The sequence below is a fragment of the Pseudonocardia sp. DSM 110487 genome (genome assembly GCF_019468565.1).
Classification (GTDB): Bacteria; Actinomycetota; Actinomycetes; order Mycobacteriales; family Pseudonocardiaceae; genus Pseudonocardia.
The window spans coordinates 8,846,428-8,859,147 of record NZ_CP080521.1; the positions used below are offsets into that span (position 1 = coordinate 8,846,428).

Below are 12,720 nucleotides of genomic sequence, written 5' to 3' on the forward strand. Positions count from 1 at the left end.
CAGGATCATGGCGGAGCGGGTGATCAACTGCCGGAACAACGCGAACATCGACTCTCGGCTGATCGCCGCCACCCTGGCCCGCAGCGCCGAGGGCGACGCGATCGTGTTCGACGGCACCTGCCTGGTCACCGAGACCATCCCGCTGCTGGGCAACCGCTCCTACCAAGGGCGCTCCCGCACCGGAACCGTCATCCAGCAGGCCGACGGCGCCAACCTGCCGGCGATCTTCGCCAGCGACAGCTACCTCGACAACTCCCCGACCACCGGCCGCGGCGTCGCACTGCGCACCATGACGATCAAGGCCAACAGCGCAACCAACCCGAACGCGGGTGACGCCGTGGTGCTGCGCTCGTGGCAGACGTTCCTCGAGGACGTGCAGATCTCCGACGCGGCCCGCCACGCCATCCGGCTGACCAACCTGTCGGCCAACGGCACCCCGCTGACCAACACCCAGGTCAACGGGCGCATCGCGGAGAACCAGATCAACCGCTCCGGTGGCAGCGGCCTGTTCGTCGAGGACACCGGCAACTCCGTCACCGACTGGCAGCTCGAGGACAACTACATCGCCGGCACCGGCGGCGACGGCATCCACCTGGAGAACGCCGCGGGCTGGATGATCAACGGTAACCACATCTACGACGTCGACGGCGACAACGCCCTCTACGCCCACCGCCTGTACGGCTCCTCGATCAACGACAACTACATCGAGGACTTCGGCACGGTCGGCGTCGTCGCGCGGGTCCAGGGCGGGGCCGCGAGCACGATCACGGGCAACCGGATCTTCCAGAACGCCGGCCGCGGAGGCACCTTCCTGCAGGTGCTGGGCAACTACGGCAACGCCAAAGCCGCCGTCAACAGCAACACCATCCGCGGCCGCGGCACGGGCATCGGGCTTGACTACCAGCGCGGCAGCGCAACCAGCCTGGAAGTCACCTCCAGCGGCAACCTGGTGTCCGACGTCGAGGTCGACCGCCAGGTCGGGGAGGGTGTCACCATCAACCCGGGTGTGCTCTCGCTCGGTCAGCCCTGACCGGGCTTCCCGCATGGCAAGATCGCTGACCGCGCGGCCGTAGCCTTGTCCGGGCCCGGCGGGAACCCCGCGTGTACGGGCGATCCGAGGGGTACCCGGACCACATGGCTGATCCGGAGAACGGGGGCCCGCGGCGGTTCCCGGGGTCCCCGGTGCGTCCCGGGGACCCGGTCAACGACATGCACCCGGAAGGTGCGGGGCGTGGGCCGCGGCGCGTGGTGGTCGGGATCGACGGTTCTACCGAGTCCCGCGCGGCCCTGCACTGGGCGGTCGGCTACGCGCAGCAGGCGGATGCCGAGGTGCACGCCGTCGCGGTCTGGCACCAGCCGCTCCAGTTCGGGGCCAACGCGATGTCGCGAGTTCCCGACCAGCAGTTCGAGGACGAGGCACGCGCCTGGCTCGCCGAGGCGATGCCCTCCGGCACGAACGCATCCTCCGTCAAGGTGGAGACCCACGTTCGTCGAGGGGATCCGGCCACGGTGCTGCTCGACCACGCGTTGCGCGCCGACCTGCTGGCCGTGGGGAACCGCGGACGCAGCGGGTTGGCCGGCGCGATGGTCGGTTCGGTCGCCCTGCGGGTCGCACACCACGCGCGCTGCCCGGTCGTCCTGATCCCGACGCCACCGGACATCGATGAGCAACCGCCACGATGAGCCGCGGCAACCCGAGGTCAGCATGATGCTCGAACCGATCCGGAAGCTGCTCGAACATCGGCGGGCCTCCGCCACGACGGGCGAGTCCGATGTTGCCCTCGACCCGCAGGTCGCCCACAGCCGCGTCACCGGCGGTCGCGAAACCGACCACGCCGACAGCGCAGCTACGACCGGAACCGGCGGGAACGGGTCGTTCGTGGGCCGGGTGACCGGCGAGACCCTCGGCTCCAGCGGGGAGACCGGAGCCGAGCGGCGTGCCAACGCGGCAATACGCCCGCGCTGAGCACTGCCCACCACGGCCGTCAGGCGGGCCGGACCAGCAGTTCCTCGTCGCCCGCACCGCTGTTGTGCGTACCCTGAAGTATGGGACGACGAGAGGTGCTCACCGTGGTCCCCGAGCTGGTGGGGCTACCGGTCAGGGTTGCACAGGACGTGGCGCTCGATGCCCGGCTGTTGGCGGTCGACCAGGCGCCGTCGCGAACGGCCGCCGGCGTCGTTACCGCGCAGAATCCGCCGCCGGGCGGTTATCTGCGGCCGGGCAGCCGGGTGAGAATCTGGGCGACGACGGAACCCGACGACGGCGATGGCAACGGCGGCAGGGGCGGATTGCGGCTGCCGACCGGGCCGATCACGGTGACCCCGTCCGGCTGCAAGTGACAGGAACTCGGCCGCTGCTCGGGCTCGGGACGCTCCCCCGGTGTGTCATTTCGAGCCGGCTGGTGGCCTTTCGCGGCGCCGTGCAACTGGTCGGCCATCAGGATGGGTCATGTCGGCGCCTTCTCCCGGAGCGCGGCGAGAACGTCCTCGTCGGAGGTCTGCCGGAAGTCGGCGTACCAGAGCCCGACCGCGCCGAACCGGGCCGGGGCGTTGAGGCACACGACGTCGTCGGCATCCGATTCGGCCTGTAGCGCGGCCTGGCTGTCGCGAGCGCAGACGGGTGCGGCGAACACGAGGCGGCGCGGGCCGGCCGCGCGGAGTCGGCCGAGCGCGGCGCGCGCGGTGACGCCGGTGGCCAGGCCGTCGTCGACGAGCAGGACGTCGCGCCCGGCAATCGGCAGCGGGTCGCGGCCCGTGCGGTACCGCTGCAGCCGGCGCTCGGCCTCGGCCCGTTCGCGTTCGCAGACCTCACGCAGGTCGTCCGGGGTGAGGCCCAGCGCCGCCAGGGTCGATTCGTCATAGCGGGCCGGGCCGTCGGCGGTCACCGCGCCCACTCCGAACTCCGGGTGTCCGGGAGCGCCGATCTTACGGGCAACGGCAACGTCGAGCGGTGCGTCGAGGGCCTCCGCCACCTTCAGCGCGACCGGTATCCCGCCGCGGGCGAGCCCGAACACCACCGGGTCCGACCACTGCCCGCCCCTCAACCGGGCGGCCAGGCGAGCCCCCGCGTCCCGGCGATCCGCGAACAGCGGGGCGTCGAGTTCCCTCACCTCGTCTCCCAGGTCGCATCGTCGGCTTTCGTAGTGAGGTGCTACCCGCTCCGGCCGGGTCCGACCCACGGATCCGATCGTCCGCGCGGTGTTGCCCGGGCCTGGGCGGGTAGCCAGTGGGCACCGCGGCGCAGCCGACGTGGAGCGATCGCGCGCGGAGGAGGTCGACGTGGCGGGCACGCTTGCCGAGAAGCTGATCGAGTCGCACCTGGTGCAGGGGACCGCCGTGCCCGGCGAGGAGGTCGCCCTGCGGATCGATCAGACGCTGACCCAGGACGCCACGGGCACCCTGGTCATGCAGGAACTGGAGGCGCTCGGGCTCGACCGGACCCGCGCCGAGGTCAGCGTGCAGTACGTGGACCACAACCTGCTGCAAGCCGACGAACGCAACGCCGAGGACCACGCGTTCCTGCGGTCGGCCGCGCGGCGGTACGGGCTGTGGTTCTCCAAACCGGGCAACGGGGTCTCGCACCCGACCCACATGCAGCGGTTCGGCGTGCCCGGCAAGACCCTGGCCGGTTCGGACTCGCACACCTGCGCCGCCGGATGCCTCGGCATGCTCGCCATCGGCGTCGGTGGGCTGGAAGTGGCCATGGCCATCGCCGGCGAGCCGCTCCACCTGCGGATGCCCGAGATCTGGGGGATCCGGCTGACCGGCGCGCTTCCGGCATGGGTCTCGGCGAAGGACGTGATCCTGGAGATGCTGCGCCGGCACGGGGTGTCGGGCGCGGTGAACCGGGTGCTGGAGTACCACGGTCCAGGGGTGGCGGCGCTCTCGGCGATGGACCGGCACGTGATCGCCAACATGGGCGCCGAGCTCGGGGCGACCACCACCGTGTTCCCCGCCGACGACGCCGTGCGGGAGTTCCTGCGCGCCGAGGGCCGCGAGCACGACCTCGCGGAGTGGGCGCCAGAACCGGACGCCAGCTACCACCACACCGACGAGATCGACCTGTCGACGCTCGAGCCGTTGATCGCCAGGCCGTCCTCTCCGGACAACGTCGTGCCGGTGCGGGAGGTCGCGGGTGAGCCGGTCGGCCAGGTGGTGATCGGCTCCTCGGCCAACCCGGGGCTGCGTGACTTCGCGGTGGTCGCGGCGATGCTCGAGGGACGCCAGACGAAGGACTCGGTCAGCGTCGATGTCAACCCGTCGTCTCGGGAGATCTTCGAGGACCTCACGCGGATGGGGGCGACCTTCACGCTCCTGGCCGCCGGAGCCCGCCTCCACCAGACGGGATGCCTGGGGTGCATCGGGATGGGACAGGCCCCCGCGGTGGGCCACAACTCGCTGCGCACGGTTCCCCGCAACTTCCCCGGCCGGTCGGGAACCCGCGAGGACCGGGTGTGGCTGTGCTCGCCGGAGACGGCGGCGGCGGCCGCGTTGACCGGTGAGATCGCCGATCCGCGTGACCTCGCCGCCGAGCTGGGGCTCGACCCGCCGATCCTCGACCTGCCGGCGCAGGCCGCCGTGAACACCTCGATGCTCGTCCCACCGCTTCCGCCGGAGGAGGCCGCGCGCGAGCCGTTGGTCCGCGGGCCCAACATCTCCCGGCTCCCCGACAGCGAGCCGTTGCCGGACTCGCTCGAGCTGCCCGTGCTGTTGCGCATGGGCGACAACGTCTCGACCGACGAGATCTCGCCCGCCGGTGCGCGCGCGTTGCCGTACCGCTCCAACATCCCGAAGCTGGCCGAGTTCACCTTCAACGGAGTGGACGAGAGCTACCCGCAGCGGGCCCGGGACACCGGACGGCACGCCGTGGTCGCCGGCGACAACTACGGTCAGGGGTCCTCCCGGGAGCACGCGGCTATCACGCCCCGCTTCCTCGGTCTCGCGGTCGTCATCGCGCGCTCCTACGCCCGGATCCATTGGCAGAACCTGGCGAACTTCGGCGTGCTGGCGCTGGAGTTCACCGATCCGGCCGATCTGGACCGGATCGAACCGGGGCACGTGGTCCGCCTCGACGGCCTGCGCGACGCACTACCGGTCGCCTCCGAACTCACCGTCACCAACACCAGCCGCGGCGAGAAGTACGTCGTGCGCCACCGGCTCTCCCCCCGGCAGGTGGAGGCGGTGCTCGCCGGAGGGCGCATCCCGGCCGCCTCGCGTGCGCGGCATCAGCCGAGCCGCTGATCCAGAAGTGACGGAGCCGTCGATGACGAACGATGTCGCCTCGCACCACAACCAGCCCTCGGTCGACCAGACCGACCGACTCGTGCCGATCAACCTGCGGCAGACCGGGCCCACCCCCGTCGAGTTGCTGATCTCCACGAGAATCCGCAAGTCGCCGTACTGGCACCTGTCGATGGCCGCCGGGTGCTGGCGGGCCGAGGTGTACAACCGGGTGTACCACCCCCGGGGGTACGTCCGGCCCGCTGACGGCGGCGCGATGGCCGAGTACGAGGCGCTCGTCAACGACGTCACCCTGTGGAATGTCGCGGTCGAACGGCAGATACGGGTGAACGGCCCGGACGCCGCGGCGTTCGTGAACTTCGTGATCACCCGGGACGCCATGAAGATCCCGGTGATGCGCGCCCGGTACGTGATCCTGTGCAACGAGAAGGGCGGGATCCTGAACGACCCCGTGCTGTTGCGGATCGCCGATGACGAGTTCTGGTTCAGCATCTCCGACTCGGACCTGGCCCTGTGGCTGCAGGGGGTCAAGGTCGGGCAGCCGTTCGACGTCGACATCGCCGAGATCGACGTCGCGCCGGTGCAGATCCAGGGCCCGCGGTCGGTGGACCTCATGGTCGACCTCATCGGCCCCGAGCTCGCCGACCTGCCCTCGTACGGGTTGCTGGAGGCCACCGTCGCCGGGCTGCCGGTGGTCGTCTCGCAGACCGGGTTCACCGGCGAGAAGGGCTACGAGATCTACCTCCGCGATGCCACGCTGCACGCCGAGGAGCTGTGGCACGCGGTGCTGGAGGCGGGGCGCCCGCACCACCTCGCGGTCATCGCGCCCGCCCACCACAGGCGGGTGGCTGCCGGGATCCTGTCGTGGGGCCAGGACATGGACGCCGAGACGCTGCCGTTCCAGGTGAACCTCGGATACCAGGTGCCACGCACGAAGGAGGCCGGCTACATCGGGAAGGCCGCCCTCGAACGCGCCCGTGCGCTGGTCGAGGCCGGCACGCCGCCGTTCAGCACGATCATGGTCGGGATGCAGGTCGGGGGCCGGCCCATCGACGACTACGCACCCGACTTCTGGCTCGTCCGGCAGCGCGCGGACGGCGACCCGATCGGGTATCTCACCTCGCCGTGGTGGTCGCCCGAGCTCGGTACGAACATCGCGCTCGGGTACGTGCCGGTGGAGCTGTCGGCGGTGGGCACCGTGCTTGCGGTCGACCTACCCGACCGGTTCGCCGACGTGCCGGGGCGGCCGGTCGGGGCGGAGGTGGTCGAGGTCCCGTTCCGGCCGTCGGTGAACCCGAACACCCGCGAGCGGCTGAAGCAGCGGGGGCTCGACAGCGCCGTCTGACCACACGCTCAGGCGATGGAACGTTCGAGCGCGTCGACGAGCCAGGCCTGAGCGCCTCCGACCGTCACGGGCTCGCCGGTGACCTCTCCGACGAGGCGCCAGTAGCGGAGCAGCCGGGGGTCGCGGTCGACGGTGGCGGTGGTGAGCAGGTAACGCCGGAACCGCGTGGTGTCCCGGCTCCGCTGCACCGTGGCGTACGCCGCCACGTACCGGTCGAGCGCCGGCCCGGGCGCGGGCGCTCGGCCGGCGAGCAGCAGCGGCCGGGCCAGCTCGCACGCTTCGCCGATGCCCATGAGCAGTTCGGCCTCGTCGGATATCCGCACGAGGTTGACCCGCGCCCGTGCCTGCATTCGGCGCACCAGCGTCCGGTCGCGGGTCAGCGCGACCATCTCGGCGTACGCCACCACCTGGCGCGGTGTCGGGTCGACGGGCGGGGCCGGGACGCTGACCTCGAGGAACATGCCGACCAGGTCGGCCGGTAGCGGGGCGATGAAGAGGTGGTGCCAGAAGTCGACGAGGACGGACCGGGCCGTCCCGTGGTCCTGCACGGCGCCGAGCAGCTCCAGACAGGCCGCCCGCTCGAGCGGGCCCACCTCCTCCACGGCACGCAGCGACGCCCGTCGCCACGCCAGCGCCGCGAGCTCGACGTCGAGCGCGGCGCGCTCTGCCGCGACGACCTCGCCGATCGAGCGCTCTCCGGTGAGGACGGCCGCGATCGCGGGCAGGCCCAGCCCGAGCCCGCGCAGCCGCCGCACGAGGTCCAGCCGCTCCACCGCCGACGGCGCGAACCGGCGGTGCCCTCCCGCGCTCCGGCGGGAGTCGAGCAGGCCCTCGTCGCAGTAGAAGCGGATGGTGCGCACGGGGACCCGGGTCAGGGCCGCGAGATCGCCGATGCCCAGCTCGGCCGTGTTCTGCGTCACAATCGGTCGAACCTCCAGCTGGGTGGAGTTCCTACGGTACGTCCCGTGGATCAGATGCAGAGCCTCGAGTTGGACCTCGACCGCCTGGTCAGCGGCTTGCAGGAGGTGGCATCGGGGTTCGCGGGCACGGTCGCGGACCTCGACCCGCAGGCCACGGTGCCGACGTGCCCGGACTGGCGCGTGCGGGATCTCGTCGGGCACATCGGGCAGGCCTACCGCTGGAGTGCCGGGCTGGTGCGCAGCCGGGCCGCCGCTCCCCCACCGGATCCCCGGGACGCGGAGCCCGGCGGCCCGCAGGAGTGGCCCACGTGGCTGCGCGACAGCGCCGCCGACCTCGTCGGCGCGATCACCGACACCGGCCCGGAGACCGATGTCTGGACGTTCGTCGGCGAGCAGCCGGCGAGGTTCTGGCTGCGCCGCATGCTGGCCGACTCGGCGGTGCATCTCGCGGATGCGGCGATCGCCGCGGGACGGCCGTTCACGATCTCCCCTGACCTCGCCGCCGACACGCTCAGCGAGGGGCTCGGCCTGATCTCCGCCGCCGGGGCGGCCGGCCTGAAGCCCGAGCTGGGCGAGCTGCGCGGCGACGGCCAGACGCTCCAGCTCCGGCCCACCGACGTCGAGCCCGGCTGGTTGATCACGCGCGAACCGGGCGGCGTGACGTGGGAGCGCCGGACGGCCGACGCCGACGTGGTGGTCGACGCGCCGGTGCGCGACCTGCTGCTGGTGTTCTCCCGGCGGATCACGCCCGACGACACCCGGCTCACGATCACGGGTGATCGGGCGCTCGTCGACCACTGGTGGGCCCACACAGCGTTCTGACGGCGCGCCTAGGTGCGACCCAGGTCACATCCGCGGCCGTCACACCGGCCCCTCGCCCCGGGTCAGGACAGTGAACCCGATCGCGAAGGAGAACGAATCATGGAAGCCCGCATCGACTACTACGCCAACCCCGTCGCCGCGAAGTTCGCCCGCTACATCAACTCGGCCGGGAAGGTCGTCTCCGACTCCACACTGCCGCCCGCCGTGCAGGAGCTGGTGAAGATCCGTGCCAGCCAGATCAACGGCTGCGCCCTCTGCCTCGACATGCACACCAAGGACGCCGCCCACGCCGGGGAGACGCCGGTGCGGCTCGGCCTGATCGCCGCATGGCGCGAGGCGACCGTGTTCACCGACGCCGAGCGGGCAGCGCTCGCCCTCACCGAGGAGGGCACCCGGGTCGCCGACGGTGCGGGCGGGGTGAGCGACGAGACATGGGAGCTGGCTCGCGGGCACTTCGACGAGGACCAGCTCGCCGCCCTCGTCTCCCTCGTCGCGCTCATCAACGCCTACAACCGCATGAACGCGATCGCGCGGATCCCCGCGGGGGACTACGAGCCCGGCAAGTGGGGCTGAGGCCGCGCTGATGCCGGTGGTGTCAGCGGCGGGGTAGGCCCCAGCGGCGGCGGGTCGCCTCCAGCAGTTCGGCCGCCCGCGCCTCCACCTCGGCGTCCAGCTCGTCGATGGCCGCCGGGTCGGCGCGCCTGTCGGGGCGGGGGCGGGGGCGCAGCTTCATCCACGACTCCACCCAGAGGGCCTCGAGCGCGGCCTCCCAGTGCAGCTCGACGCCGAGGCGGGTGAGGCCGGCCCGCTCCTCCGCGTGTGCCATGGCCTCGCCGAGCCCCACCAGCTCGCGGTTCAGCGCCGCGGCCCGCTCCCGGTCGCGCTCACGCAGGGCTTCGGCCGCCGCCACGATCCCGGCGACGACCTCCTTGTACTCCCGCGCCGCGCTCATCGCTCCTCCAGCGACGGCACGATGACGACCTCCGGCTGGGTGTGCTGCGCCCGGTCGAACAGCAGCCCTCGCCCCGGACGCGGCGACCACGTGACGAACATGCCGGGCACGAGCGGCTGCACCTCGGAGCCCTGTACGTCGAGGGCCACCCACGCCCCCAGGTCGTCGGGCGAGGCACCCATCATGAGCAGCGCCTTCAACCGCGCCGGGCTGCGCCACCAGCCGAGCACGTGCACCCCGGTCTCCGGGCCGAAGTGCAGGATCTTGCGCAGCGCCTCGGTGCCGGCCCGGTCCAGCGCCGTCTCGGCGGCGTCGGCGGCGTAGAGCACGAGCGCAACGGGATGGCGCGACGCGGTGCCGGCCAGGCGCTCGGACACCTCCTGCGCCAGCGCCTCGACGCGGGCCCGGAAGCCGTCCAGCCGGACCGTCTCGACGCGCTGCCCCGCGCCGGCCACCCGCATGGCGAGCCGCTCCGCGGGTGCCAACGCCTCCGCGATCAGCGGAGCGAGCACAACGTCGATCGTGTCCCGCGCGTGCTGCCCGGCCAGCGACGCGGCGGCCGCGCCCAGCACCTGGACCGCCTCCCGCACACCGGAGGCGAGCACGCCCAGGTTGCGCCCCGGCGCGTCCGGCAGCCCGATCGCCGCCGCGCTGCCGGCGACGTCGATGCACTGCCCCACCAGAGCGCGCGGTTCGTCGCCCGCCGACAGCACGGCGAGCAGCTCGGCAAGGCGCGGTGAGCGGGTCCCGTCGAACAGGCGCGGCTCGGGGCGCCCCTGCGCATACGTCTCGTGCAGCACGTGCTGCACCTCGTCGACCGAACCCTTGCCGGTGGCGTCCGGGATGCGCACCACCTCGTTGCCGTGCGTGATACCCGACTCGTGGTTGATCACCGCGTGCCACCGCGGCAGGCCGAGCGTGGCATCGTTCAGCTCGGCGAGCACCCGCCGCGCGCGGGGCAGCGCGATCCGCAGCACGAACTGCTCGAAGATCGCCGGCCGCCCCCAGAACGCCTCGATACCGGACACGTCCTGGCTAGCCAGCACCAGGTGGATGCCCTGGGATCGGCCGCGCCGCGCAACGTCCTCGAGCAGGAGGGTGGCCTGGCGCGTGACGGCGTCGCGTTCGGCGAACAGGTACTGGAACTCGTCGATCACGGCAACGATCCGCGGCCACCGGCCCTTCGGGTCCTCGCGGCGCAGCTCCTCGAGCTTCGTCACCTCGTACGCCTTGGCCGCCTCGGCGCGGCGGCGCATCTCGTCGGAGAGGAACTGCAGGAGCGCGAGCCCGAACTCGCGGTCGGTGTTGATGTTGACGCCGATCAGCCGCGCGTGCGGCAGCCACGTCCGGTCCCGCCTGCCGGGCGCGAACTGGGCGAACGAGACGCCCTCCTTGAAGTCGAGGAGGTAGAACTCGAGCTCGTCAGGGCCGTAGCGGGCGGCCATCGAGCTGATCATGGTGAGCAGCAGGTTCGTCTTGCCGGAGCCGCTCGGGCCACCGATCAGCGCGTGCGGGGACGCGTCGGCGAGCGCGACCTCCGCCGGCAGCCCGTCGGTGAACCCGACCGGCGCGTGCAGCCCGCTGATCGACCGGGCCTCGCCCCACTTCTCCCGCGAGGGGAGCAGGTCGGCGAACGTGCCGATCCGGCTGCGCCAGCGCTCGTGCTCGTCGGCGATGGCGTGGGCGGCGCGGGTGACCTCGGCCGGCGGCAGCGGAGGGTCCGGTTCCACCGTCACGTGCGGCCCGGTCATCGACGAGGTGCCGAAGCCGCTGTCGCCGAGCCGGACAGTCTCGATCGGCGCGTTGACCGTCATCGGCACGTCCAGCAGCACCAGCTGCACACCGCAGGCGGGCCCGTCGCGCGCCACCCGCTGCAGCTGGCGGTGCTCGGCGTCCTTCAGCGCCGACCTGTTGCCCAGCAGCACCGCGACGATCCACGGCTCGGTGCGCCCGCCGCTCGTCTCGGCCATCGCGCGCAACGACGGGTGCCCGTCGACGAGGACGCGGGTGTGGACGCGCCGGATCCGGTCCGACAGCTCTTCGAGCAGCTCGTCGAGCATCGCGGGGTCGTGCACCGTGAGCAGCCCGGTGCGGGTGAGCGGGTAGAGGCCGGGCAGCGAGCCGGTGAACCGGCCGACGTCCCAGACGTGCAGCTGCACCACGCCGGGTCGGAAGCTGCTCATCACCCGCAGCAGCAGGTTCTCCACCAGAGACTCGGCCCGGCCGCGGCTGTCGTGGGTGGAGCTGATCTGCAGGTGCGACTCGTCGAGCAGGGGCACCGCGACCGGGAACCGCGGCTCCGCGCCGCCGATCCGACCGGTGCCGATCGTCCACAGTGACGGCACGGGGCCCATCCCGTCGATCTTGCCGACCTGGCCGAGCCACTCGTCGGGATCGCCGCCTGCTGCGTCCGGCGCCGCCTCCGCGAGGATCTGCGTGAGCCGCCGCGGACCGGTGGCGAGCCACTCCCGGAACGCGGTCTTGCGATCGAAATCCACCCGCTTGACCGGCCGGGCGAGCTCGGGGTTCGCAACGATCCGGCGAAGGCCCGGGTCGATCTCGGCCGCGTCGAGGCCCTCCTCGCGCAGCCACATCTCGACCATCGCCTCTGCGTGGGCGCGCACCGCGGACTCGCGCGCCCCCTCGGCGGCGCCGAGCGCCCGCGCGATCGCGGCGCACAGCGCGTCGAACGCCATCGCGATGCGCTGCTGCCGCTTGCTGGGCCCGCGTGCCATGTGCGACCTACAACCGCGCGTCGATGTCGGCCACGACGGACGCGCCGCCATTGATCAGCCCCAGGCCGCGCTCCAGCTCCTCGGCGGCCTGCAGCAGCTCCGGGGGCACCAGCGGCTCGGAGTGTTGCTCACCCAGCCCGTCGAGCACGGCGACGGCGTCGTCGATCCGGGCACGCGCGATCCCCGCCTGCTGGTAGGCGCTGCCGAGTTGCTCGGTCACCGCTGCCAGCACGGCGCGAACCTCCCCCAGGTCACTCACCCGACCTCCTCGCTGCGCTCGTCGGACGCGTTCGCGCTCGCTGGGTCGGATGGTGTGAGCTCGCTGTTCCCGCCCACCCCACCGGCTCCGCAAGCTCCGCAGGCCGCCGTCCCCCGGGCTCGCTCACAGCCTGTTGGCGACGCCTTCTGACGCCTGGATCGCGGCCTGGACCTGGTTCTGCACCTCGCCGATGCTGCCGACGGCCTGGGCGAGCAGCCCGTTCGCCTCGGAGACGTCGGCCTGCGTGCTGCCTTCCGTCACGCGCTGCAACGCCCCCTGCGCCTGTTCGAGGGAGGAATGCGCCTGTTGCAGCGCCCCGAGGCTCTCCGAGGCCTTGTCGTTGGCCAGCGCGATGCCGGCTCTGACCTCTTCGATGCTCGCCATCGTCCGCAACTCCCCGTCGTACCCGACCCAGCCGTACGGTGCGAATCTAGCCGCGATACGGC

The 12,720-nt window shown here is 72.3% G+C and carries 14 protein-coding genes; 8 read left to right on the plus strand and 6 right to left on the minus strand.

All coding sequences use genetic code 11. The features are described 5' to 3' along the window. The first annotated feature begins 7 nt into the window (after positions 1–7). From K1T35_RS41435 to K1T35_RS41450, 4 genes are all read left to right on the plus strand, one after another. The gene (locus K1T35_RS41435) at positions 8–1,030 is read left to right on the plus strand and encodes a right-handed parallel beta-helix repeat-containing protein (RefSeq protein ID WP_220257137.1); all 1,023 of its coding nucleotides are present in this window, start codon (positions 8–10) and stop codon (positions 1,028–1,030) included. 104 nt (positions 1,031–1,134) lie between these two features. After that, positions 1,135–1,683: a universal stress protein gene (locus K1T35_RS41440; RefSeq protein WP_220257138.1), complete on the plus strand. Its 549-nt coding sequence runs from the start codon at positions 1,135–1,137 to the stop codon at positions 1,681–1,683. 25 nt (positions 1,684–1,708) lie between these two features. Next, a complete protein-coding gene (locus K1T35_RS41445) occupies positions 1,709–1,966 on the plus strand; it encodes a hypothetical protein (protein WP_220257139.1) in 258 nt (85 codons plus the stop codon). 104 nt (positions 1,967–2,070) lie between these two features. Further along, positions 2,071–2,340, plus strand: a complete 270-nt coding sequence (locus K1T35_RS41450; protein ID WP_220257140.1) for a PASTA domain-containing protein — start codon at positions 2,071–2,073, stop codon at positions 2,338–2,340. A gap of 107 nt (positions 2,341–2,447) precedes the next feature. Here K1T35_RS41450 and K1T35_RS41455 read toward each other — a convergent pair whose 3' ends face one another. Further along, the gene (locus K1T35_RS41455; protein ID WP_220257141.1) at positions 2,448–3,110 is read right to left on the minus strand and encodes a phosphoribosyltransferase; all 663 of its coding nucleotides are present in this window, start codon (positions 3,108–3,110) and stop codon (positions 2,448–2,450) included. A 139-nt stretch (positions 3,111–3,249) separates the two neighbouring features. On the opposite strand from K1T35_RS41455, the gene K1T35_RS41460 reads away from it, so the two are divergent. Together K1T35_RS41460 and K1T35_RS41465 are read left to right on the plus strand one after the other, a co-directional pair. Then, entirely contained in the window at positions 3,250–5,241 is a 1,992-nt protein-coding gene (locus K1T35_RS41460) for an aconitate hydratase (protein ID WP_370645238.1), read from the plus strand. 22 nt (positions 5,242–5,263) lie between these two features. After that, entirely contained in the window at positions 5,264–6,586 is a 1,323-nt protein-coding gene (locus K1T35_RS41465; protein WP_220257142.1) for an aminomethyltransferase family protein, read from the plus strand. Positions 6,587–6,594: 8 nt separating this feature from the next. Here the strand turns inward: K1T35_RS41465 and K1T35_RS41470 are convergent, their stop codons facing one another. Continuing rightward, on the minus strand, positions 6,595–7,506 hold the full coding sequence (locus tag K1T35_RS41470) for a MerR family transcriptional regulator (protein ID WP_220257143.1): 912 nt from the start codon (positions 7,504–7,506) through the stop codon (positions 6,595–6,597). A 54-nt stretch (positions 7,507–7,560) separates the two neighbouring features. On the opposite strand from K1T35_RS41470, the gene K1T35_RS41475 reads away from it, so the two are divergent. Both K1T35_RS41475 and K1T35_RS41480 read left to right on the plus strand, forming a co-directional pair. Next, positions 7,561–8,328, plus strand: coding sequence for a maleylpyruvate isomerase family mycothiol-dependent enzyme (locus K1T35_RS41475; RefSeq protein WP_255622750.1), 768 nt, complete (start codon positions 7,561–7,563; stop codon positions 8,326–8,328). Between the two features lie 99 nt (positions 8,329–8,427). Further along, positions 8,428–8,901, plus strand: a complete 474-nt coding sequence (locus K1T35_RS41480; RefSeq protein WP_220257144.1) for a carboxymuconolactone decarboxylase family protein — start codon at positions 8,428–8,430, stop codon at positions 8,899–8,901. Between the two features lie 22 nt (positions 8,902–8,923). Here the strand turns inward: K1T35_RS41480 and K1T35_RS41485 are convergent, their stop codons facing one another. From K1T35_RS41485 to K1T35_RS41500, 4 genes are all read right to left on the minus strand, one after another. Beyond that, positions 8,924–9,280 (minus strand): hypothetical protein, encoded by a 357-nt coding sequence (locus K1T35_RS41485; RefSeq protein ID WP_220257145.1) that lies wholly within the window; start codon positions 9,278–9,280, stop codon positions 8,924–8,926. Continuing rightward, a complete protein-coding gene (locus K1T35_RS41490; protein ID WP_220257146.1) occupies positions 9,277–12,015 on the minus strand; it encodes an FtsK/SpoIIIE domain-containing protein in 2,739 nt (912 codons plus the stop codon). The genes K1T35_RS41485 and K1T35_RS41490 overlap by 4 nt, the downstream gene beginning before the upstream one ends. 7 nt (positions 12,016–12,022) lie before the next feature. Next, complete coding sequence (locus K1T35_RS41495) at positions 12,023–12,274, minus strand: hypothetical protein (protein ID WP_220257147.1); 252 nt, start codon at positions 12,272–12,274, stop codon at positions 12,023–12,025. Between the two features lie 123 nt (positions 12,275–12,397). Beyond that, the gene (locus K1T35_RS41500; RefSeq protein ID WP_220257148.1) at positions 12,398–12,658 is read right to left on the minus strand and encodes a hypothetical protein; all 261 of its coding nucleotides are present in this window, start codon (positions 12,656–12,658) and stop codon (positions 12,398–12,400) included. Between the last annotated feature and the right edge of the window lie 62 nt (positions 12,659–12,720).

Bases quoted from the DNA above. Each gene is read 5' to 3' on its own strand.
- K1T35_RS41490 (WP_220257146.1), bottom strand. From the start codon at position 12,015: ATGGCACGCGGGCCCAGCAAGCGGCAGCAGCGCATCGCGATGGCGTTC.
- K1T35_RS41475 (WP_255622750.1), top strand. From the start codon at position 7,561: ATGCAGAGCCTCGAGTTGGACCTCGACCGCCTGGTCAGCGGCTTGCAG.
- K1T35_RS41435 (WP_220257137.1), top strand. From the start codon at position 8: ATGGCGGAGCGGGTGATCAACTGCCGGAACAACGCGAACATCGACTCT.
- K1T35_RS41445 (WP_220257139.1), top strand. From the start codon at position 1,709: ATGCTCGAACCGATCCGGAAGCTGCTCGAACATCGGCGGGCCTCCGCC.
- K1T35_RS41480 (WP_220257144.1), top strand. From the start codon at position 8,428: ATGGAAGCCCGCATCGACTACTACGCCAACCCCGTCGCCGCGAAGTTC.
- K1T35_RS41500 (WP_220257148.1), bottom strand. From the start codon at position 12,658: ATGGCGAGCATCGAAGAGGTCAGAGCCGGCATCGCGCTGGCCAACGAC.
- K1T35_RS41485 (WP_220257145.1), bottom strand. From the start codon at position 9,280: ATGAGCGCGGCGCGGGAGTACAAGGAGGTCGTCGCCGGGATCGTGGCG.
- K1T35_RS41440 (WP_220257138.1), top strand. From the start codon at position 1,135: ATGGCTGATCCGGAGAACGGGGGCCCGCGGCGGTTCCCGGGGTCCCCG.
- K1T35_RS41465 (WP_220257142.1), top strand. From the start codon at position 5,264: ATGACGAACGATGTCGCCTCGCACCACAACCAGCCCTCGGTCGACCAG.